At 67.7% G+C, this 18,985-nt stretch carries 21 protein-coding genes and 1 tRNA gene; 9 read left to right on the forward strand and 13 right to left on the reverse strand.

The features are described from left to right. Positions 1–14: 14 nt before the first annotated feature. Together GWG54_RS04540 and GWG54_RS04545 are read right to left on the reverse strand one after the other, a co-directional pair. Positions 15–428, reverse strand: coding sequence for an RNA-binding domain-containing protein (locus GWG54_RS04540; protein WP_167936652.1), 414 nt, complete (start codon positions 426–428; stop codon positions 15–17). Beyond that, positions 425–1,012 (reverse strand): AAA family ATPase, encoded by a 588-nt coding sequence (locus GWG54_RS04545; RefSeq protein WP_167936653.1) that lies wholly within the window; start codon positions 1,010–1,012, stop codon positions 425–427. Before GWG54_RS04545 ends, GWG54_RS04540 begins: the two co-directional genes overlap by 4 nt. 359 nt (positions 1,013–1,371) lie before the next feature. On the opposite strand from GWG54_RS04545, the gene GWG54_RS04550 reads away from it, so the two are divergent. The 3 genes from GWG54_RS04550 to GWG54_RS04560 all read left to right on the forward strand — a co-directional run bounded on the left by GWG54_RS04550 (position 1,372) and on the right by GWG54_RS04560 (position 3,513). Next, a complete protein-coding gene (locus GWG54_RS04550) occupies positions 1,372–1,743 on the forward strand; it encodes a hypothetical protein (protein WP_167936654.1) in 372 nt (123 codons plus the stop codon). A 231-nt stretch (positions 1,744–1,974) separates the two neighbouring features. Next, positions 1,975–2,049 (forward strand) — tRNA-Arg (locus tag GWG54_RS04555). A 294-nt stretch (positions 2,050–2,343) separates the two neighbouring features. After that, complete coding sequence (locus tag GWG54_RS04560) at positions 2,344–3,513, forward strand: C45 family peptidase (RefSeq protein ID WP_167936655.1); 1,170 nt, start codon at positions 2,344–2,346, stop codon at positions 3,511–3,513. A 31-nt stretch (positions 3,514–3,544) separates the two neighbouring features. Here GWG54_RS04560 and GWG54_RS04565 read toward each other — a convergent pair whose 3' ends face one another. Further along, entirely contained in the window at positions 3,545–4,630 is a 1,086-nt protein-coding gene (locus GWG54_RS04565) for a glutamate-cysteine ligase family protein (protein ID WP_167936656.1), read from the reverse strand. A 421-nt stretch (positions 4,631–5,051) separates the two neighbouring features. Between GWG54_RS04565 and GWG54_RS04570 the strand changes: the two genes are divergently transcribed. Further along, the gene (locus GWG54_RS04570; protein ID WP_167936657.1) at positions 5,052–5,558 is read left to right on the forward strand and encodes a hypothetical protein; all 507 of its coding nucleotides are present in this window, start codon (positions 5,052–5,054) and stop codon (positions 5,556–5,558) included. Between the two features lie 23 nt (positions 5,559–5,581). On the opposite strand, the gene GWG54_RS04575 is transcribed toward GWG54_RS04570, so the two are convergent. Both GWG54_RS04575 and GWG54_RS04580 read right to left on the reverse strand, forming a co-directional pair. Then, the gene (locus GWG54_RS04575) at positions 5,582–5,995 is read right to left on the reverse strand and encodes a universal stress protein (protein ID WP_167936658.1); all 414 of its coding nucleotides are present in this window, start codon (positions 5,993–5,995) and stop codon (positions 5,582–5,584) included. A 303-nt stretch (positions 5,996–6,298) separates the two neighbouring features. Beyond that, positions 6,299–7,393 carry an aminopeptidase gene (locus GWG54_RS04580; protein WP_167936659.1) on the reverse strand — a complete coding sequence of 365 codons (1,095 nt, stop codon included), beginning with the start codon at positions 7,391–7,393 and terminating at the stop codon, positions 6,299–6,301. Between the two features lie 175 nt (positions 7,394–7,568). Here GWG54_RS04580 and GWG54_RS04585 point away from each other — a divergent pair, with 175 nt between their 5' ends. Continuing rightward, the gene (locus tag GWG54_RS04585) at positions 7,569–8,585 is read left to right on the forward strand and encodes a low specificity L-threonine aldolase (protein WP_167936660.1); all 1,017 of its coding nucleotides are present in this window, start codon (positions 7,569–7,571) and stop codon (positions 8,583–8,585) included. A gap of 4 nt (positions 8,586–8,589) precedes the next feature. Here GWG54_RS04585 and GWG54_RS21140 read toward each other — a convergent pair whose 3' ends face one another. Together GWG54_RS21140 and GWG54_RS04590 are read right to left on the reverse strand one after the other, a co-directional pair. Continuing rightward, complete coding sequence (locus GWG54_RS21140) at positions 8,590–8,721, reverse strand: hypothetical protein (protein WP_008421398.1); 132 nt, start codon at positions 8,719–8,721, stop codon at positions 8,590–8,592. Between the two features lie 178 nt (positions 8,722–8,899). Beyond that, positions 8,900–9,409: a metallophosphoesterase gene (locus GWG54_RS04590; RefSeq protein WP_167936661.1), complete on the reverse strand. Its 510-nt coding sequence runs from the start codon at positions 9,407–9,409 to the stop codon at positions 8,900–8,902. 130 nt (positions 9,410–9,539) lie between these two features. On the opposite strand from GWG54_RS04590, the gene GWG54_RS04595 reads away from it, so the two are divergent. Next, complete coding sequence (locus GWG54_RS04595) at positions 9,540–10,484, forward strand: cation diffusion facilitator family transporter (protein ID WP_167936662.1); 945 nt, start codon at positions 9,540–9,542, stop codon at positions 10,482–10,484. 4 nt (positions 10,485–10,488) lie between these two features. On the opposite strand, the gene GWG54_RS04600 is transcribed toward GWG54_RS04595, so the two are convergent. Continuing rightward, on the reverse strand, positions 10,489–10,896 hold the full coding sequence (locus tag GWG54_RS04600; RefSeq protein WP_167936663.1) for a hypothetical protein: 408 nt from the start codon (positions 10,894–10,896) through the stop codon (positions 10,489–10,491). A gap of 153 nt (positions 10,897–11,049) precedes the next feature. On the opposite strand from GWG54_RS04600, the gene GWG54_RS04605 reads away from it, so the two are divergent. Beyond that, a complete protein-coding gene (locus GWG54_RS04605) occupies positions 11,050–13,224 on the forward strand; it encodes an ATP-dependent DNA helicase (protein ID WP_167936664.1) in 2,175 nt (724 codons plus the stop codon). A gap of 39 nt (positions 13,225–13,263) precedes the next feature. Here the strand turns inward: GWG54_RS04605 and GWG54_RS04610 are convergent, their stop codons facing one another. The 5 genes from GWG54_RS04610 to GWG54_RS04630 form a co-directional block, all read right to left on the reverse strand. After that, positions 13,264–13,638, reverse strand: a complete 375-nt coding sequence (locus GWG54_RS04610; RefSeq protein WP_167936665.1) for a hypothetical protein — start codon at positions 13,636–13,638, stop codon at positions 13,264–13,266. A gap of 50 nt (positions 13,639–13,688) precedes the next feature. Beyond that, positions 13,689–14,006 carry a rhodanese-like domain-containing protein gene (locus GWG54_RS04615; RefSeq protein WP_167936666.1) on the reverse strand — a complete coding sequence of 106 codons (318 nt, stop codon included), beginning with the start codon at positions 14,004–14,006 and terminating at the stop codon, positions 13,689–13,691. Then, positions 14,006–14,299, reverse strand: coding sequence for a sulfurtransferase TusA family protein (locus GWG54_RS04620; protein ID WP_167936667.1), 294 nt, complete (start codon positions 14,297–14,299; stop codon positions 14,006–14,008). Before GWG54_RS04620 ends, GWG54_RS04615 begins: the two co-directional genes overlap by 1 nt. 38 nt (positions 14,300–14,337) lie before the next feature. Further along, on the reverse strand, positions 14,338–15,510 hold the full coding sequence (locus tag GWG54_RS04625; RefSeq protein ID WP_167936668.1) for a YeeE/YedE family protein: 1,173 nt from the start codon (positions 15,508–15,510) through the stop codon (positions 14,338–14,340). A gap of 177 nt (positions 15,511–15,687) precedes the next feature. Next, positions 15,688–16,188 (reverse strand): 2'-5' RNA ligase family protein, encoded by a 501-nt coding sequence (locus GWG54_RS04630; RefSeq protein WP_167936669.1) that lies wholly within the window; start codon positions 16,186–16,188, stop codon positions 15,688–15,690. Positions 16,189–16,368: 180 nt separating this feature from the next. Between GWG54_RS04630 and GWG54_RS04635 the strand changes: the two genes are divergently transcribed. Together GWG54_RS04635 and GWG54_RS04640 are read left to right on the forward strand one after the other, a co-directional pair. Further along, entirely contained in the window at positions 16,369–17,463 is a 1,095-nt protein-coding gene (locus GWG54_RS04635; protein ID WP_167936670.1) for a hypothetical protein, read from the forward strand. A gap of 298 nt (positions 17,464–17,761) precedes the next feature. Then, positions 17,762–18,985, forward strand: coding sequence for an argininosuccinate synthase (locus GWG54_RS04640; protein WP_167936671.1), 1,224 nt, complete (start codon positions 17,762–17,764; stop codon positions 18,983–18,985).

The following is an 18,985-nucleotide window of genomic DNA, read 5'->3' on the forward strand; positions in this document are numbered from 1 at the left end:
CCGACTCGCCCGTCTCAGGGGTCGACCGGTCGGCCGTCCTCGGTCGGCGGCGCGACGCGGTCGACGTAGCTCTCGAGGTCCGGCTCCCGGACGCGGACGCGGACGGCGATCTCCCCGAGCTCGTCGGGCTCGCCAACCGAGAAGTTGACGCGGTTCTCGAAGGCTGCCTGCTTTTTCAGCGCGAAGCTAAACGCCTCGCCCTCGCGGTTTGCGAAGAACTCCCCACGGGCGGTGTCGAGGATCTCCTGGCGGTGTAACAGTTCCGAGAGATGCTCGAGCGAGTGGGCCTCCCCCCTGATCTCGCCGAACTCCTCCTCGAGGTCGGCGTCGGGAAAGACGTTCGCGACGGCGTCGGCGACGCGGCTCGTTACCTCGGTGTCGTAGACCGGCGCGGTGATCTCGACGTCGACGCTGTAGATATCGGTCATGGTCGTTCGGCCTCGGATTCCGGTTCGTCGATCGGTTCCGTCTGCTCGCGGACGAGTCGGCGGATCCGCTCGCGGAACGCCTCGAGCGAGTCGGTGTTGTCGACGACGACGTCGGCACGGTCCATCGCGTCGTCCATCCCGAACCCGCGCTCGCGCTCGTCGCGTTTCTCGAGGGGCTCGCCGCCGTCGTTCGCGCCGGCGTCCCGCCCGCGCGCGTCGATGCGTTCGGCTCGCACGTCGAAGGGGGCTTCGATGCTGACGAGCGTAAACGCCTCGCCGAACCGCTCCTCGAAGGCGTCGACCTCGACGCCCGATCGGATCCCGTCGACCAGTACGGCGTCGTGATCCTCGAGACGGTCGTCGATCATCGGCAGCGAGCGCTCGGCGATCGCCGCCGGACCGTTCTCCTCGCGAAGCGCCTGGGCGACCCCTCCGTGGTCTTTCGCGGGATCTAACCCGCGGTCGGCCGTTTCCTGGCGGACGACGTCGCCCATCGTCACGACGGGGACCCCTTCCTCTCGCGCGACGGTGGCGGCCTCGCCCTTGCCGCTTCCGGGCAGTCCCACCGTTCCGATGACGTGCATCGATCGAACGTACCGTCGAGACGTGCATAAGACCTGTGTTCGTCGCTCACCGCGTCGACCCGCGGGGTCGCGGCCCCTCGGTTGCTTCTCCCGCAACCTCGTTATGTATCGGCATATCGGATCGAAACACGCCGATTTTGGAGCACAGACCGTCCGTAACCCCGAAACGACGGTCTCGAGTCGACCGCTCGACTCGGCTCGACTACCGGCGGTGCTTTCGGTTCTGAAACGGCGCCCCCGATCACAATCTCTCGTTTGCCGTGGCTCCGTCGGTTCAGAACTCGAGCAAATCGAGATCAATCGTCGAAACGGAACGTGGCTGTTATTTACTGACTCGAATTTGGCACCGGCTGCGTACTATGACAGCAATCGATAGACGGCGATTCACGATGGCGGCCGGCACCGGACTGATCGCGGCGATCGCGGGCTGTTCGGACGGCGGGACGGACGACGAATCCGAGAACGGGGCGGACGAGTCCGAAAACGGGATGGACGAAAACGGAATGGACGAGTCCGAGAACGGAATGGACAACGAGTCCGAGGACGGCGGACTCGGCGAGGACAACGAGTCCGAGAACGAAACGGACAACGAGTCCGAGGACGGCGGGCTCGGCGAGGACAACGAGACCGAGAACGAAACGGACAACGAATCCGAAGACGGCGGACTCGGCGAGGACAACGAGACCGAGAACGGAATGGACAACGAGTCCGAGGACGGACTCGGCGACTGATAGCCCCGTCGACTACCCGGGGATCTCGCGTCCGTCAGCCCGAACGCGGGTAGGCCGCGGCTCCCGCTCGAGCGGGGCGACGCGGTATCGGATCGCTACGGTTGCGAAGCGCCTCGGCGATGCGATCGGACGGGGACAAGAGCCCGCTCTCGAAGAACGGGTTTCGGCCCCCGACTGCGCCACCGGCGAATCCCAACCGCTTATACCGTTCGACGGACGACTCGTACTCGAGGGCACGTAGCTCAGTCCGGAAAGAGCGTCGGACTTCTAATCCGACGGTCGTGGGTTCGAATCCCATCGTGCCCGTGCAACGAGCCGCAGAGCGACGAGTAAACCGGCACGCGGGTTCGAATCAGGGAGCAGCCTGCTGCGACCGCGGTTCGAATCCCATCGTGCCCGCTGATTCTGCGACAGTTGTTAATCGGGTACTCGAATTTCAGACGCAGCTGTGTATCGCGCTCGGTGGCCGGCGTTCGCGTTCTCGAAAACGTCTCCCGAGACCGTCGACTGCGGAATCGGCGAGCGTCGCTGACGGTGGCCGATCCGTGCGATCGGCTGTGCAGGCCGCCGATACAACCCGCTCGAGTCGCTGTCACGAATATGGACGAAACGATCGCAGCCGCGGACACGTTCGCCGAACAGGCCAGTCGACGCGCGGCGACCGAGCGGGAGGCCATCGAGTGGGCCGTCGACGAACTCGCCGCCGCGATCGACGACCGCGGGATCGAGCTCGAGCCGCTGCTCGAGTACGGTCGGCGGAGCCGCGAGAGTCTGCCCGACCGTCACCGCCGGGCCTACGAGGCGATGGCCGCGGAGCTCGATGTCGATCGGGCAGTCTACGACGCGTACGTGTTCGCGTACTCCGAGCTTTGCGAGGAACTGGCCGACGGGAGGGGACGCTCCGAGAAGAACCCGAAAGGGTGTACGAACGTCCTCGTCACCCGACCGACGGTCGACTCGGAACCGTCAACGGACGCCGGATCGACGACCGGCGGGCCGCTCGTACTCAAGAACCGGGACATCGCCGGTCGGGGGTCCCGTCCGAAGTCGATCGTCGAACAGCCGCCGATCGACGACTACTACGGGTTCCTGACCGTCGACACCTGCGGAACGGTCTCGATCTTCAAGGGGGTGAACGATCAGGGACTGGTCGCGGCGAACACCTACATCGACAGCGAGCGAGACGACGTTGATCCCGAGGATCAGCTCCGGAACGGGACCGTCAGCCGGATCGTGTTAGAGGAGTGTGCTACCGTCGAGGACGCTCGGTCGCTACTCGAGTCCGTCCCGACCCGACGCCTGTGCGGGCAGACGCTGTTTCTCGCCGACGAAACCGACGCCGTCCTGCTCGAGATCGACCCGGTCGCCGAGCGGATCGGCGTCGACGACGCGGCCGTCGTAACGCGAACGAACCACTTCGTACTCTCGGAATCGACCGAGACGGAGAGTTCGATCGAGCGACGGGACCGGGCCCTGGCGCTGCTCGAGGACGCCGACCAAATCGATCGGGACGATCTGTGGGCGCTCGCGCGGGATCACGAGAACGGCCCGGGAGACGGCTCGATCTGCCGGCATCCGGAACCCGAGACGGACGAGCCACACGCGTTCGGTCAGCTGACGACCGCGAGCGCGGCCGTTTTTGAGGGGGGCTCGCCGACGATCGAGGTCGCGATGGGCAACCCCTGCACGGCCGATCGCACGCGGTGTTCGTTCGGCGACGAGGTCCCGACCGATCTTCGAACGGGGCGCCGGTGGCTCGATCGTCGGTAGCCCTCGCCGCTTGACGCGGTGGTCGTGCTGCTCAGGCTCGGACGCGTGCCCGTTCGAGGTCGGCCTCGAGTCGACGCGCCGCCTCGAGTCGGAGCCGCTTCGCTCGGCGTTTCGCGAACCGCGAGTCGGGGAGCCGATCCGCCAACGGCTCGTAGGCCCCGGGAGAGAACCCGAGTTCCCGCAGGTAGCGGCTCACGCTCGGGCTCTCGAGTCCGTCGTGGACTGCCGCGTCGGTGACCGATTCGACGGTTCCGAAGTCGGGAAGCGTCAGCTTCCCGTCGGCGGCGTCGGTCGCGGACTCGGCGCCGTCGACGACGGTACCGCGGGCGTCGGCGTGTGCGACGATCGATCGCACCGTCTCGGCCAGCCGGAGCACCTCGCTCGGCAGGGCCGCGTCCGGCGAGCGCCACTCGACGGTCGGCATCGCCTTCCGCAACCGAACGGGGGTCCAGACCGCGTCGTAGGGATCGAACTCGTCGTCGAAGCGAGCCGGTTCGACGCCGCGGTCGAGGGCGCGCTCGCGGAACCCCTCGTAGGCGTCCTCGAGTCGCCGTTCCCAGTCGGCGACGCCGTCGACGTAGGGCCAGAGCTGGCCCTGCTCGGGACAGGCCTCGTAGCACGAGCGCCGGTAGAGGTAGGGACGCGCACACTCGACGATGCGCTCCCCGCGGTAGTGCGACGAGCTGTTGAGGAGGACGAACGCGGGATCGATCGCCGTCAGGGCGTTGAGCTGAGCGGCGACGTTCGATTGCTCGAAGTGCATGTGCGTGCCGGCACAGATGCGGGCGTCGTCGAACGTCGGTCCCACGATCCGGCGCTGGAGATCGGTCCCACGCTTTTCCCGGTACGGAACGTCCGCCGGCGAGGCGTACAACGGGGTCGCGAGCGGAACGAGTCGCTTGTCCCGGTCGTGTGCCGCGTCGACGACGCGTTCGATCCGTCCGAGGAACTCCTCGCGGAGTTCGGCCGTCGACGAACAGGGCGTTGTCTTGATTTCGAGCATCGGCTCGACGAACTCGGGATCGACCTGCTCCGAGACGTCGAGCAGTGTTTCGGGTGGTACCAGATCGCCGCCGTCGTCGACGACCCAGTACTCCACCTCGAGGCTGGTTTTCATAGATGTCTCCGTTGAGCTGCGGTATCATCCGACCGTCGGGCGGATCGCCGTCGGGTCGTCGTTGCAGTCGGACGCTATCGACCGAACCGCGAGCCGGCGTCCGATTCTTTCTCTCCGGATGACGGGGTATGCCGCTCTCGGGTGAAGCGCTTGAGCCTGCACGCGACGGGCCCTTCGACTCCCGACGAACGACGGTTTCGGGTGTACGGACTCCAGCGCCGTCGATACTGGGGTCGTCCCGTCTCGTCGGTGCCAGGTTCGACAACCGAAGGCGGCAAGGAGTAGACCGCGACCGGGCGACAGTGGCGACGAGCGAACCGGCGGCGGTTCGGCTCCGATGGGAGGTGTCGCTTCGGCGGATGATCTCACGACCGTGGTGGTTGGATCGGGTCTTATCCAGTTGCAGCGCCTACGGACGACCGTGACCGCAGCCAGCCCGACCAGACGCCGCGCGCTCTCGCGTCTCTGTCTCGCGGCGGGGACGCTGCTCACCGCCGGGTGCGTCGGATCGGGCGACGACGACGCGGACGACGAGAACGAGGAGCCGATCGTCGACGCCGCGCGCTCGCTCGAGAACGACACCGACCCCGAGACGTGGCGGGACGTCTCGGAGATCCGCCTCGACGCCTACGTCGGCGGCTGGGTCGGCGTCGAACCCGCCCACGTCGACCGCGTCGAGAACCCGACACTGGTGCTGTTCGCGGATCGATCCTACGAGATCACGATCGAGAACCGCGACAACGTGAAACACAACCTGGCGATCTGGGACGCCGACGGCGAGCGCGTCGGGGAGCACGCGACGGACGTCGTCGTCAACACCGGGACGACCGAAACGCTCGCGTTTACGGCGACCGAGGAGATGGCGATCTACATCTGCGAACACCAGCCCCGGATCCAGCTCGGCGACCTCGAGATCGTCGCCGAGTGAGCCGGATCGCGGCTCGCCGTCGCTCACCGAACGATAGTCACCGGCACCGGCGCCCGCCGGGCGATGCGCTCGGCGACGCTGCCGAGCAGGACCCGGGAGACGCCCTCGCGGCCGTGGCTGCCGATGACGATGTGGTCGACGTCGTGCTCCTCGGCGAAGGAGACGACCTCGCGTTCGGGTTTGCCGACGGCGGTCTCGGTCCGGAACTCGATGTCTTCGGTGTCGATCTCCGCCGTGGCGTCCGCGAGCTCGTTCGCGGCCTTCTCTTCGCGGTCCCGCAGCGCCTCCTGCAGGAGGTTGATTCCGGCCTCCGTGGAGCCGTCCGCGGCCTCGACGACCCGCAGCAGGACGATCTCCTCGTCGGCGTGGGCGTCGAACGCGTACTCCACCGCCTTTCGTGCCGGCGCCGAACCGTCGTATGCGACGAGTACCGTCATACGACACCTACCCGGTTCGACGTTATAAACGCGATGCACGAACCGTCCTCGCGGGTCCTCGCCCGACGCTCGCACTTCGCCTCGAGCACGCGTGCCGGAGTCGCGAGGGCACCGCTTCGACTCGAGGCAGTTCAGCCGTCGAAGCCGTCCTCGAACCGGAAGGTGCCGTTTCGCTGGACGACCTCGCCGTCGATCTCGATGTGGGGGTCGCTCCAACCGTTTTCCGCTCGGGCCGCCTTCGGCAACCACTCGCGCAAAACCGTTGATGGAAAAGCCGCTCGCTCCCGTCGGTCGCTCGCGGTACTACGCTTCGAAGCCGTCCTCGAACCGGAAGGTGCCGTTTCGCTGGACGACCTCGCCGTCGATCTCGATGCGGGAGTCCTCGCTCATGTCGACGATCATGTCGACGTGGACGGCCGATTCATTTGCCTCGTTGCCCTCGCCGACGGTGTCGTCGTAGGCCCGGCCGACCGCCATGTGGACCGTGTCGCCCATCTTCTCGTCGAACAGCATGTTGTACGTAAAGCGGTCGATGTCGCGGTTCATCCCGATGCCGAGTTCGCCCAGTCGGCGGGCGCCGTCGTCGGTCTCGAGGACGTTCGTCAGCACGGCCTCGTTTTTCGCGGCCGAGTGGGAAACGACCTCGCCACCCTCGAACTCGAGGAAGACGTCGGTGATCTCGCGACCCTGGTGGTACAGCGGCATGTCGAACAGTACCTCGCCCTCGACGCTGTCGGGGACGGGCGCGGTGAAGACCTCCCCGCCGGGGAGGTTGTGCTCGCCGTGGTCGTTGAGTGTCGGGTTGCCCGCGATCGACATCGTGACGTCGGTCGTCTCCCCGCTGACGATGCGGATCTCCTCGCCGTCGTCCATCAGCTCGACCATGTTTTCCTGGTGGTCGCGCTGGGCCTCCCAGTCCTTGTTGACGGCGTCCCAGACGAACCCCTCGTAGGCCTCGGTGCTCATCTCGGCGAGCTGGGCGTTCGCGGGCGCGGGGAACTGCGTGAGACACCACCGCGTCGAGAGCCGTTCCTCGAGGATCGGCTGGCGGGCCTGTCGGGAGGCCGCCTGCGTCTCGGGGTCGACGTCGCTGGTCTGGGTGACGTTGTCGCTGGCCCGGATCGCGATGTAGACGTCGGTGTTCTCGATGAGCGCGAGCTCGTGGTCGGGCGTCTCGAACTCGTCGTCGGAGGCGCGGAGGTAGGCCCGTCGCAGGCGCTTTCCGGTTCGTTGACTGGTCGCCACGGGGTTGGCGCCGCGGTCGCCGATCACCTCGTGGAGGGCGACGGCCAGGTCCTCGGCGACGGGGTGGGCGTCGACGACGACGTTGTCCCCCTCACGGAGGTCGACGGAGTGGTTCGCGATGATCTCGGCGTGTTCGCGGATGCGCGGGTCCATGTGACACAGATCTTGCCACGCCGGAATACCGTTTTCGAATCGAAATCCGGGCGCCGTTCGGCGGTCCCGGGCCGTCGGGCGATCGTGCCGGATATCGAGGGATCCCGCGGCCGACCCGAGGGGACCGCGCCTCGAGAACGGCGGCTATTTGGCGGATCGTCGGCTACCCGATCCCATGATCGATCTACGCTCGGATACGGTGACGAAACCCGGCGAGGAGATGCGGGAGGCCGCCGCCGCGGCTACGGTCGGCGACGACGTCTACGGCGAGGATCCGACGGTAAACGACCTCGAGGCCCGCGCGGCCGAGCGGGTCGGCACGGAGGCGGCGCTGTACGTGCCGACGGGAACGATGGGCAACCAGATCGCCGCACGAGTCCACACCGAGCGGGGCCAGGAGGTACTGGCCGATCGCAAGAGCCACGTCGTCAAGTACGAACTCGGCGGACTTGCCCAGCTCGCGGGGCTACAGGTGCGGATGCTCGACGCCGACCCGCGGGGCGTGCCGACGCCTGCCGAGATCGACGCGAGCTACGTCGCGGAGGACCTCCACCGCCCGGGAACCGGGTTGCTCTGCCTCGAGAACACTCACAACGCCCGCGGCGGGCTCGCGATCGCACCCGAGAAGATCGAAGCTGCGGCCGACGCCGCACACGCTCGAGGGGTTCCGGTCCACGTCGACGGCGCGCGGATCTTCAACGCCGCGACGGCGCTCGACGTTCCCGTCACCGAGCTCACCGAGCCCGTCGACTCGGTCATGTTCTGTCTCTCGAAGGGGCTCGGCGCCCCCGTCGGTTCGATGCTCGCGGGCTCCGCGGAGTTTATCGACCGGGCTCGCCGGGTCCGGAAGCTGTTCGGCGGCGGGATGCGCCAGGCCGGGATCGTCGCCGCGCCGGGGCTGCGGGCCCTCGAGAACGTCCCGGACCTCGAGACGGACCACGAGAACGCGCGCCTGCTGGCCGACGGGCTCGGCGAGATCGACGGCCTCGACGTGCAGGAACCGGAGACGAACATCGTCCTCGTCGACGTCTCGGGGCTGGGGCTGACCAGCGAGGACGTCCTCGAGCGCTTCGAGGGCGGCGGAGTCCGTGCGTCGGCGTTCGGCGAGACCACGCTGCGGTTCTGTACCCACCGCTGTGTCTCGCGGGACGAGATCGAACGGGCGGTCGAACTGGTCTCCGAGGAACTGTAGGTGGTCAGCGACCCTCCATCCCGTCGCGGAACTCGAGGACCGTGCGGCGCAACAGGAGGTACGTAAAGAAGATCAGTCCGAGCAGGATCAGGACGATCGCGATGATAACCGGATCGTCGGGGAGGAAACCGAGCATACTCGAGCCGTACAGCGCGGGTCCGCAAAACCGTTTCGGCGTTTTATTTCTTATACTCCAACGGTGTAGTGTTCGGTGGCTACTTCCTCGTCTTCCGGCGACGGCCGCGTCTCTCACCCGCTGTCTCCCCTCGTGTCGGCCTCGACGATCGATCGGCCGTCCGACGATCCGCTCGCGCTCACGCCCGGACGTCGATGGTCTCGAGGACGGTCCCGTCGGGCTGGCGGAGCTCGCCGACCAGCCCGTCGCCGTCGCGCTCGAGGACGGCGAACCCCGGTCGGTTGCCGCGGGGCTGGGCGTGGCTGCCGGGATTTATGAGGACCGCGTCGCCGGCGTCGACGACGGTCGGTCGGTGGGTGTGACCCGAGACGACGACGTCGGCGTCCCGTGAGCGACCGAACATCGCCAGCCCGGTCGCCCCGCCCTCGCGGCGGTGGGTGACGGCGAAGCGAGCCCCGTCCACCTCGACGACGCGGGCCGTCGGCAGCCGCTCTCGAACCGCCGCGCCGTCGGCGTTGCCGTGGACGGCGAACAGCCGCGAACACTCCGCCCGGAAGGCCTCGAGCGCCGCCGCGCTCGTGAAGTCGCCGGCGTGAATCACGGTGTCGGCCGTTCGGGCCGCCTTGAGGGCCTCGCCGGTGAGCTCGTGGCTGTCGCCGCTGTGGGTGTCCGCGAAGATCGCGATCATGGTCGCCCTTCGGGAGTTCCCGTCAGGTTCCTTTCGGTGTCGGCGGCACCGTTTCGGAGCGCGCCCTCGGCGGGGCACCCGGCTCTAGAACGGCTCACACTTTACTCCCGACCGTCCGTACTTCCCGTCGATGGCCAGTAGTACCTCCGTCGTCCTCGCTGCACTGTTCGCGAACGGCGCGATTGCGGTGTTGAAATTCGGCGGCTTTCTGTTGACCGGAAGTCCCGCGATGCTCTCGGAGACGTACCACTCGATCTCGGACACGGGCAACCAGGTCTTCCTGCTGATCGGCATCAAGTACGGCGCGCAGGAGGCCACCCGGAGCCACCCGTTCGGCCACGGGAAGGCCCAGTTCTTTTACAGCCTGCTCGTCAGCGTCATGCTGTTCGGGATCGCCGGCTGGGAGAGCGCCCGCCACGGCTACAGCGCCCTGCGAGAGGGCGGCGTCCACCGGGCCAGCGGGGACGTTACGCTGCTCGGGGCGACGTTCGACCCCGTCTACGTCAACTACGCCGTCCTGCTCGGGGCGATCGCCTTCGAGACCTACGCGTTCTGGAAGGCCTACCAGGGGATCTCTGCCCAGATGGACGAGTACGGCTGGGAGACGTTCCGCGAGGCGTTTCACAAGACCAGCGACGTCACGACCCTGACCGCGCTCACCGAGGATACCATCGCCCTCGCGGGCGCGGGGATCGCCCTCCTCGGCGTCTACCTCACGCGGACCACCGGGAACCCGGTGTACGACGCCGGCGCCGCGCTCGTCATCGGACTGATGCTGATGGGGTTTGCGATCGCACTCGCCTGGGAGAACAAACGACTCATTCTGGGCGAAAGTCTCCCCGAACCGGCCGAGGACGAACTTCGTGCGATCGTCGAGGGCGCCGACGGCATCGCCGATCTCGTCGACTTCCGGACGGTCTACTTCGGCCCCGAGGACCTGCTCGTCACCGCCGACGTCTCGTTCGACTCCGAACTCGACTCGGATGCCATCGACGCTCGGATCACCGAGATCGAACGGGCGCTCCGGGACCACGACGATCAGGTGGGCAAGGTCTACATCGAGCCGGCGGCGTAGTCCGTCACTCCTCGCCGGCGTCGCCGCCGGCGTAGACCGCGACGATCGTCGTCCCCGGGGGGCGCTCGCCCAGCGTCGCCGACACCGTCGTCTCCTCGAGGTCGACCGTCGACTCGAGGCGCGTCCAGCCGTCGCCGTCGTCGACGGCGATCGCGACGTCGGTCGGACTCGCGCCGGGGGGCAGTGCCGACGGGTCGTACACGAGTTCGATCCGGAACGCCTCGACGGCCCGCAGCTCCTCGAGGCCGACGAGCTCGATCGAGTCCGCGAGCGCGGTCGCCGTCGGATCCCGGGCGCTGCGCTCGAGGCCGAACGCGTCCGGGACGACGCCCGCGACGACCTCGGCGCGGGCGCCCGCGCGGTCGAGTGTGTACTCCACGACATCGCCGGAATCGTAGCCGGGGATGGCCATACGCGAGGCCAGGCCCTCGAGCGATATGGCGCTGTACCGTGCGTACGCCGGGGGTGGGGAGGGATACCACGGCGGCGGTCGCACCGTCGCGGTCCCGGATCCGGCACCGGGCGGAGACGAATCCTTTTATCGCAGCGGGAACCACTCAGTACCGTGTCCGAGACAGCCGGGTACATGCGATTCTTCCCGTACGAGCGACCCTACGAGAACCAGCGCGAGGCGATGGACCGCATCTACAACGCGCTGGTTCGGGACCAGGACGTCCTGTTCGAGGGCGCCTGCGGGACCGGAAAGACCCTCTCCTCGCTCGTTCCCGCCCTCGAGGTCGCCCGCGAGCAGGACAAGACCGTCGTCATCACGACCAACGTTCACCAGCAGATGCGCCAGTTCGTCGAAGAGGCCCGGGCGATCACCCGCGAGGAGTCGCTCCGGGCGATCGTGTTCAAGGGGAAGGGGTCGATGTGTCACATCGACGTCGGCTACGAGGAGTGCCAGACCCTGCGGGACAACACCCGCGCGGTCGTCGACGCCGAGCGCGACCGCGAGCAGCTAGAGCGGCGTCAGCGGGAGCTACTCGCCGAGAGCCAGGAGGGGAGCGACGGCTCCGCGGCCGACGCTCGCAGCGCGGTGATGGACGAACTCGAGAACATCGAGGACCGGCTGGAGGACTTAGCGGACAAGAACGTCTGCGAGTACTACCGGAACAACCTCACGCAAGATACCGACGACTTCTTCGCCTGGCTGTTCGACGACGTCCGCACACCCGAGGAGATCTACGAGTACGCCGAGACGCGGGAGTTCTGTGGCTACGAACTCCTGAAGGAGGGGATCGAGGGCGTCGATCTTGTCGTCTGTAACTACCACCACCTGCTGGATTCGACGATCCGCGAGCAGTTCTTCCGCTGGCTCGGCCGCGACCCCGAGGACATCATCGCCGTCTTCGACGAGGCCCACAACGTCGAGGACGCCGCCCGCGAGCACGCGACCCGGACCTGCTCGGAGCGCACCTTCGAGTCGGCGCTCGACGAACTCGCCGACAGCGACGACCCCCGGGCCGAGGACGCGACCAACGTCCTCTCGGCGTTTCACCGCGCGCTGGTCGAGACCTACGAGGACTCGTTCGGTTTCGGCGACCGAAAAGGGATCGGCGAGAACTGGGCGGACGTCCCGATCGCCAACGAGGACCGACGCGACGAGCTCACCCTCGAGTTCCTCCGGCGGTACTCGGGGCGAGGGATCGACGACGACCTCGAGGCGGCGATGGCGCTCGGCCAGGAGTTAGACGAGGAGTACGAGGAGGCCTACCGCGAGGGCGAGACGGCCACGCGAACGGAGTGCCAGACTCTGCAGGCGGCCGGCTTCGTCAGCGCCTGGATGGACGAGGGGACGAAGGAGGGGTTGTATCCCGTCGTCTCCGTTACACGGGACGCCGGCACCGACGAGATCTACGGCCGCGCGGAGCTGTACACCTGTCTCCCCCGTCAGGTCACCGGGCGACTGTTCGAGGAGGTCTCCGCGACGATCCTGATGAGCGCGACCCTGCAGCCCTTCGACGTCACCGAGGACGTACTGGGTCTCGAGGACCCGATTTCGATGGCCTACGGGCTCGAGTTTCCCGAGGACCACCGCCGCACCTACGCCGTCGAGACGCCGCCGCTGTTCTCCTCGGACCGGGACGACCCCGCCGTCCAGGAGACCGTTACCGACGCGCTCGACGACGCGGTCCGGATGACCGCCGGCAACACGCTGGCCTTCTTCCCGAACTACGGCGAGGCGAGCCGCTACGCGGAACGGCTCGAGCGCCGCGAGTCGGCGACGGTCTACCTCGACGAGCCGGGCGTCGCCGTCGAGGAGCTCCGCCGGGAGTTCGTCGCGGACGACGACGGCGTCCTCTGTACCTCGCTGTGGGGCACCCTCGCGGAGGGGGTGAGCTTCGACGGCGACGACGCCCGGACGGTGGCGGTCGTCGGCGTCCCCTATCCCCACCTCGACGACCGGACAGAGGCGGTTCAGGAGGCCTACGACGCCGCTTTCGAGGGAACCGACACGGGCTGGCGGTACGCCGTCGAGATCCCGACGGTCCGCAAGACCCGCCAGGCGCTCGGTCGGGTGCTTCGCTCGCCCGAGGACATCGCGGTGCGCGCGCTGCTCGATCGGCGCTACTCGAGGGAGGCGAAGTCAGATCTGGGTAAGTACAGCGTCAACGGAACCTTCCCCCACGAGGAACGCGAGGAGCTGCTCGACATCGAGCCCTCGAAGCTCAAGTTCGCGATGCGGAACTTCTACGGCGATCACGGCGCCTACGAGGGGGATCCGCCGGCGCCGTAGGCGACCGCGGAGGGCCGGAAAACGGGACGGGAGACCGCGTCAGGCGTCGTCGATCGTGACGCTGGCGGCCCCGTTCGTGACGATGACGATGTGCTCGCCGTCGTCCTCGACGGTCACGTCGAACGTCTCGGCGTCGGCGATCGATCGCGTCTCGAGGGGACCCTCGTCGGCGTGATCGAGCCGAAAGCTAACCGCGCTCGGACTCACCTCGGCGTCGTCGTCCGGCTCGGCGAGCTCCTCGACGGTGACCGACACGGAGAGCCGATCGCCCGAATCGGCGGTGAACGTCGCCGTCTGTTCGTCCCGGATCGTCTCGTCGACGGCGACGTCCTCGCCGAGCGACGCCAGATCGCTACAGCCCGCCGCCAGCGTCGCCATCGCCGCCGAACCCGCGAGCAGCGTTCGTCGGTGCATGGCTCCCGTCTCGTATCGGTTCGCATGAGTTTTCTGGCCGGCGGCCGTCGTCAATCGGCGCTCGCGGCCTCGAGGGGTCCCCAGGCGTCGTAGCCGCCGGCCATGCTCGCGACGGCGTCGACGTCGCCGTACTCCTCGATGAGCCGGGCCGCCTGGACCGAGGTCTGGCCGATGTAGCAGTAGACGACCACGTCGTCGGCCCACTCGCGGTCGGCGACGGTGTCCTCGAGCTCCTCGATCGTGACGTGTTCGGCGCCGGGGAGATGACCCTCCTCGTAGGCCTTGGCGTCGCGGACGTCGAGGAGGTCGAACTCCCCGTCGCCGTCGATGCGCTCGCGAACGGTCTCGGGGTCGAGTTCGGCGACCATTATCGCTTGCGGAGGTAGATGCGGTAGGTCGCGTCGCCGCTTCGCCAGACCCGCGCCTCGGCGTCGTCGCCGACGGCCCGGGGGACGTTCTCCGTACAGGGGACGTGATCGGTCTCCTGGACGAGGAGGTCGCCCGACTCGAGGTCCTGCAGGCCCTTCTTGGCCTCGACCTGCGGGTACGGGCAGACCTCGCCCATCATGTCCTGGACGAGGTCGGCCTCCTCGAGGAGTTCGTCGGCTCGGTCGTCGCTCAGTTCGTCCGGTGCGTTCGTGACGTCGTCGATGGATGGCATTGTCGTGCGTTCGTACTCCGAGTCGATTAGCGAGCGATTCAGATCGCGCAGCCGACCTCGCGGTAGATCCAGTGGGTCATCACGTAGACGCCGGCGACGATGCCGACGGCCGCGATGAACGAGTGGACCGACAGCTCCGCGATGCCGGAGTAGATGTTGCCGATGTTACAGCCCGGAGCGAGCCGGGAGCCCGCGCCCATGAGCAGGCCGCCGCCGATCGCGTTCGGGAGGCGTCGGCGCTTCGGGACCCGAACCGAGAAGTCCCCGCTCCAGGACGCCGCCAGAAACGCGCCGACGATGACGAACCCGATCATCACCATATCGGTCGTGACGTCGACGCCCTGGCCCTGAAAGAGCACCGAGCCCCAGTAGTCGTAGGACTCGGCGTCGACACCGACCTGCGAGAGGAGGTAGCCGGTCCAGCGGGCCTCAGGACCGGTGACGCCGACGATCGAGGCCTGGGTGAACCAGAGTACGGCGGCACCGGTGATCCCGAGAGCGGCGGTGCGGGGGTCCCACGGCCGCTTACTCGCCGCGAGCGGATCGCGCCACGCCTCGACCAGCCCGGCGACGTACTCACGGGTTCCGCGAGCGATCCGTCGGAGGCCGGCAATCGGCGCGAGCAGCGCCGTCAGCTGGACCGACGCGACGTCGGACCGCCCCTCGAGGGTCCCGGTCTCGCTCGAGCGCCCGAGCACCGCGGCGTAGACGAGGACGGCGCCGCCGGCGACCGCCAGGGCGAGCAGCCCCGCCGGAATCGAGGAGACGGTAAAGAGGCTGACCCCGGATCCGAACGTGAGCGCCTCGAAGTAGGTGCTCTCGAGCGTCGGGAACGCGACCGCGAAGGCCGCGTAGCCGACGCCCATGAACAGCAGGGTCAGCCAGAACTGGAGGTACCCCTCGCCGGCCCGGTAGAGGGTGCCGCTGGCACAGCCCCCGGCGTAGGTCATCCCCACGCCGAAGACGAAGCCGCCGACGAGTCCCGTCAGTCCCCACTCGGGCGTCCACAGCGCTCCGTAGTAGCCGAACTGGTAGGCGATTCCCCAGAAGACCATCGTCAGCAGCGTCGCGACGGCGACGCCCTTCGTGACCCGGGAGTCCTTGTACGCGAAGAAGTCCCGGAACGCGTTCACGAAGCAAAAGCGTCCCTTCTGAAGGAAGACGCCGAGCGCGAGGCCGACGACCGCGGCGACGAGTATCGTTGCGACCACACCCCGGGTAACGGTTCGCCGAACTTAACCCGCCGCCAGCCGGGAAGGGGTACCTCGAGCCCGGACGATCCGGTCGGGCGGCGAAGCGCGCGGTCTCGAGGGGAAGCGACGACGACGCCCGACGTTCGTCGCGCGGTCGGCGACGGAGGACGCGGCAACAATTGGGGGGTTCCGGCGCTATCCGGAGAGTACGATGCGACCCTCCGGCGAGCCGTCGGACTCGCTCCGAAACTCGAGTTCGCCGACGGTCCACTCGATCGCGTCGGTATCGCGGTCGGCGAGCCGCTTCGCGGTTGCCTCGTCGCCGCCTCGGGCCAGGGTTACGTGGGGGACGTAGTCGGCACCCTCGAGCCCGTCGACGGCGCCGAACTCCTCGGCGAGGCGGGCGTGGATCGCCTCGAGGGCGGGGCTGTCGACGGCGAGGTAGACGACGGGGGCCGCCCCCAGCGGCGGGTCGGCGAAGTAGTCGATCCCGGCGACGCGGGCCTCGATCGGCGGGGTCCCCTCGAGGGCGCGGCGCGTACGGTGCTGGAGCTGTGCGGCGTGGTCGGGCTCACCGAGGCGTTTGAGCAGGCAGGAGTGGTTCTCGCGCACGGTGTCGAATCTGACCAGATCGGGGTAGAGGGCGGTCGCGAGCTCGCGGACGCGCCCGGGGACGGGAACGGTGACGCTGTACACGTCCCCGCGAGTAGGGATGGTCGCCGTATGAGTGTGGCGTTCGATCGACTTCCGTCCGACGTGCCGACGACGCTCGTCGCACGTCCCTCGCTCCGTTCGGGCGATCGGGAGCGATAGCGGAACGCGGGTCGCCGCCGTCGTCGGAAAGACCTATTTAGACGGCTCTACCAACGTCCCGTAATGGATGTGCGGGGGCTCCGAGCCCTAGTGGTGCTCGTGGTGGTCGGCTGTCTGTTCGTTCCGATACCCGCCTCGGCCGTGGTGGCGGCCGACGGCGACACCGGGACCCAACAGCGGGCGCTCCAGCAGGTGGACGGGGAGGGCCTGCAGCTCGACGACGCCGACGAGATCTACATCGACGTGACGATCCACGAGAACGGATCGGCGACGTTTCTGGTCGACTACCGCTTCCCGATAAACGGCGAGAACGCCTCGGCCGAGGAGTGGGAGTCTCTTCAGGACGATATCGAGTCGAACCCCGAACCGTACGTCGAGCAGGAAGCCGAGGGCTGGAACGATGTCCTCTCCGACGGCGAGAACGCGACTGACCGCGAGATGGAGATCTCGAACTTTTCGGTGAGTACGGACGAAAGCACCGCGCCGCGGGAACTGGGCCACGTTCAGTACCGGTTCAACTGGTCCTCGTTCGCCCACGTCGAACTCAACAGCATCGAGGTCGGGGACGCGCTGTCGGGGTTCACGCTGGTCGACGACACGACGCTACAGCTCTCCTGGCCCGAGAGCTACTCGGCCTACGAGATCGATCCTGAGTCCGACGATCGGGGGGAGGGGTCGGTCCTCTGGAACGGCGACGGCACCGAGTTCGCCGACGACCAACCCCGCGTCGTGCTGATCGAGGACACCGAATCCGCGGGCGAGTCGCCCGAGTCCGAAGGGGGACCGGAGATGTCCTGGCTCGCGGCGGGCGGCGCGCTCGGCGCGCTCGCGCTGGCCGCGGTCGCCGTGTGGTGGCTCCGGCGCGACGCGGAGCCCGGCCCGGGGGCGTCCGAGACGGACGTCCCGACGAAATCGACCGCGCCCCGACAGGCCGGCCCGCCGGCGGAGTTGCTCAGCAACGAGGAACGGGTGTTGCGCCTGATCGAGGACCGCGGGGGCCGGATCAAACAACAGGAGGTCGTCTCCGAACTCGACTGGACCGAGGCCAAGACCAGCCAGGTCGTCGGCGGACTTCGGGAGGACGACGAGATCGACGTCTTCCGTATCGGTCGGGAGAACGTCCTCGCCCTTCCCGAGGAGGACGTCGACGAGGAGTAACGCGACCCGTCGCAACACTTGCACGTCGGGCAGGGTTTAAGAGGTTCCGTTCTCTTAGAGAGTCCTAATGAGCGGTTCCGCCGATAGATCGGTCGCCCTTTTCGCTACCGCCGGAGCCGTTACGCCGCGACGACCGCGACGACCGGGCCTTTGAGCCCGTACTATACCCCACCTCTGTTCCGGATCGAACTCACTTCCCGAAATTGCTAATTCTTCGGCGTAGCGTGGTCTATGGAGTTAATTTACGTAGCTAAGAACGATGAATTTAAGTCTATCCTCCCTCTCCACTCGAGTAGCTATGACACGCGTTGCACTCGCGTTCTCGGGGGGACTCGACACGACTGTCTGCGTCCCGCTGCTCGAGGAGGAGTACGGCTACGACGAGGTAATCGGCGTCACGGTCGACGTCGGCCAGCCGGAGTCGGAGTTCGACGAAGCCGAGGAGACCGCCGAGGCGCTCGGACTCGATCACTACGTCGTCGACGCGAAAGCGGAGTTCGCCGACCTCTGTTTCGACGGGGTCCGCGCGAACGCGACCTACCAGGGCTATCCTCTCGGGACCGCGCTCGCGCGCCCGGTGATCGCCAGCGCGATCCTCGAGGTCGCCGAGGAACAGGACTGTACCGGGATCGCCCACGGCTGTACGGGCAAGGGCAACGACCAGCTCCGCTTCGAGGCGATCTGGCGCGACTCCGACCTCGAAGTGATCGCACCGGTTCGCGAGCTCGGGCTCACCCGCGAGTGGGAGAACGAGTACGCCGCCGAGAAGGACCTGCCCGTCGAGGGCGGCGACGGCGGCAAGTGGTCGATCGACACCAACCTCTGGAGCCGCTCGGTCGAGGGCTCCGAGCTCGAGGACCCGAGCTACGTCCCCGGCGAGGAGATCTACGAGTGGACCGAGGCGCCCTCGGACGAGACCGAGGAGATCGAGATCGCCTTCGAGGAGGGCTATCCCGTCGCCGTCGACGGCGAGTCGTACGACCCCGTCGACCTCATCCAGCACCTCAACGAGCTCGCGGGCGCCTACGGCGTCGGCCGCACCGATTCGATGGAGGACCGCATGCTCGGGCTGAAAGTGCGCGAGAACTACGAGCACCCCGCGGCGACGACGCTGCTCAACGCCCACGAGGCCCTCGAGAGCCTCGTGCTCACCCAGGAGGAACGCGAGTTCAAACAGCAGATCGACCAGAAGTGGTCGAAGAAGGGCTACGAGGGACTGGTCGACGCGCCGCTGGTGAGCGCCCTCGAGGGCTTCATCGACGAGACCCAGCAACGCGTCACCGGAACGGTGACGATCCGCTTCGAGGGCGGGCGGGCCCGCGCGGTCGGCCGCGACAGCGAGTACGCCGCCTACTCGGCGGAGCACGCCTCCTTTAACACCGAAACGGTCGGGAAGATCAGCCAGGAGGACGCCACGGGCGTCGCGAAGTACCACGGCTTCCAGCGCCGCCTGGCCAACGAGTCGATCGCCGCCCAGAGCGACGAGGAAGTCGAACTGGCGACCGACGGAGGCGAGGAGTGA

The sequence above is a fragment of the Natronococcus sp. JC468 genome, assembly GCF_012163165.1.
Classification (GTDB): Archaea; Halobacteriota; Halobacteria; order Halobacteriales; family Natrialbaceae; genus Natronococcus; species Natronococcus jeotgali.

What these genes read in the sequence shown, in the direction of transcription:
- GWG54_RS04540 (WP_167936652.1), bottom strand. Translation starts at nt 428, where the DNA reads ATGACCGATATCTACAGCGTCGACGTCGAGATCACCGCGCCGGTCTAC.
- GWG54_RS04545 (WP_167936653.1), bottom strand. Translation starts at nt 1,012, where the DNA reads ATGCACGTCATCGGAACGGTGGGACTGCCCGGAAGCGGCAAGGGCGAG.
- GWG54_RS04550 (WP_167936654.1), top strand. Translation starts at nt 1,372, where the DNA reads ATGACAGCAATCGATAGACGGCGATTCACGATGGCGGCCGGCACCGGA.
- GWG54_RS04560 (WP_167936655.1), top strand. Translation starts at nt 2,344, where the DNA reads ATGGACGAAACGATCGCAGCCGCGGACACGTTCGCCGAACAGGCCAGT.
- GWG54_RS04565 (WP_167936656.1), bottom strand. Translation starts at nt 4,630, where the DNA reads ATGAAAACCAGCCTCGAGGTGGAGTACTGGGTCGTCGACGACGGCGGC.
- GWG54_RS04575 (WP_167936658.1), bottom strand. Translation starts at nt 5,995, where the DNA reads ATGACGGTACTCGTCGCATACGACGGTTCGGCGCCGGCACGAAAGGCG.
- GWG54_RS04580 (WP_167936659.1), bottom strand. Translation starts at nt 7,393, where the DNA reads ATGGACCCGCGCATCCGCGAACACGCCGAGATCATCGCGAACCACTCC.
- GWG54_RS04585 (WP_167936660.1), top strand. Translation starts at nt 7,569, where the DNA reads ATGATCGATCTACGCTCGGATACGGTGACGAAACCCGGCGAGGAGATG.
- GWG54_RS21140 (WP_008421398.1), bottom strand. Translation starts at nt 8,721, where the DNA reads ATGCTCGGTTTCCTCCCCGACGATCCGGTTATCATCGCGATCGTCCTG.
- GWG54_RS04590 (WP_167936661.1), bottom strand. Translation starts at nt 9,409, where the DNA reads ATGATCGCGATCTTCGCGGACACCCACAGCGGCGACAGCCACGAGCTC.
- GWG54_RS04595 (WP_167936662.1), top strand. Translation starts at nt 9,540, where the DNA reads ATGGCCAGTAGTACCTCCGTCGTCCTCGCTGCACTGTTCGCGAACGGC.
- GWG54_RS04600 (WP_167936663.1), bottom strand. Translation starts at nt 10,896, where the DNA reads ATGGCCATCCCCGGCTACGATTCCGGCGATGTCGTGGAGTACACACTC.
- GWG54_RS04610 (WP_167936665.1), bottom strand. Translation starts at nt 13,638, where the DNA reads ATGCACCGACGAACGCTGCTCGCGGGTTCGGCGGCGATGGCGACGCTG.
- GWG54_RS04615 (WP_167936666.1), bottom strand. Translation starts at nt 14,006, where the DNA reads ATGGTCGCCGAACTCGACCCCGAGACCGTTCGCGAGCGCATCGACGGC.
- GWG54_RS04620 (WP_167936667.1), bottom strand. Translation starts at nt 14,299, where the DNA reads ATGCCATCCATCGACGACGTCACGAACGCACCGGACGAACTGAGCGAC.
- GWG54_RS04635 (WP_167936670.1), top strand. Translation starts at nt 16,369, where the DNA reads ATGGATGTGCGGGGGCTCCGAGCCCTAGTGGTGCTCGTGGTGGTCGGC.
- GWG54_RS04640 (WP_167936671.1), top strand. Translation starts at nt 17,762, where the DNA reads ATGACACGCGTTGCACTCGCGTTCTCGGGGGGACTCGACACGACTGTC.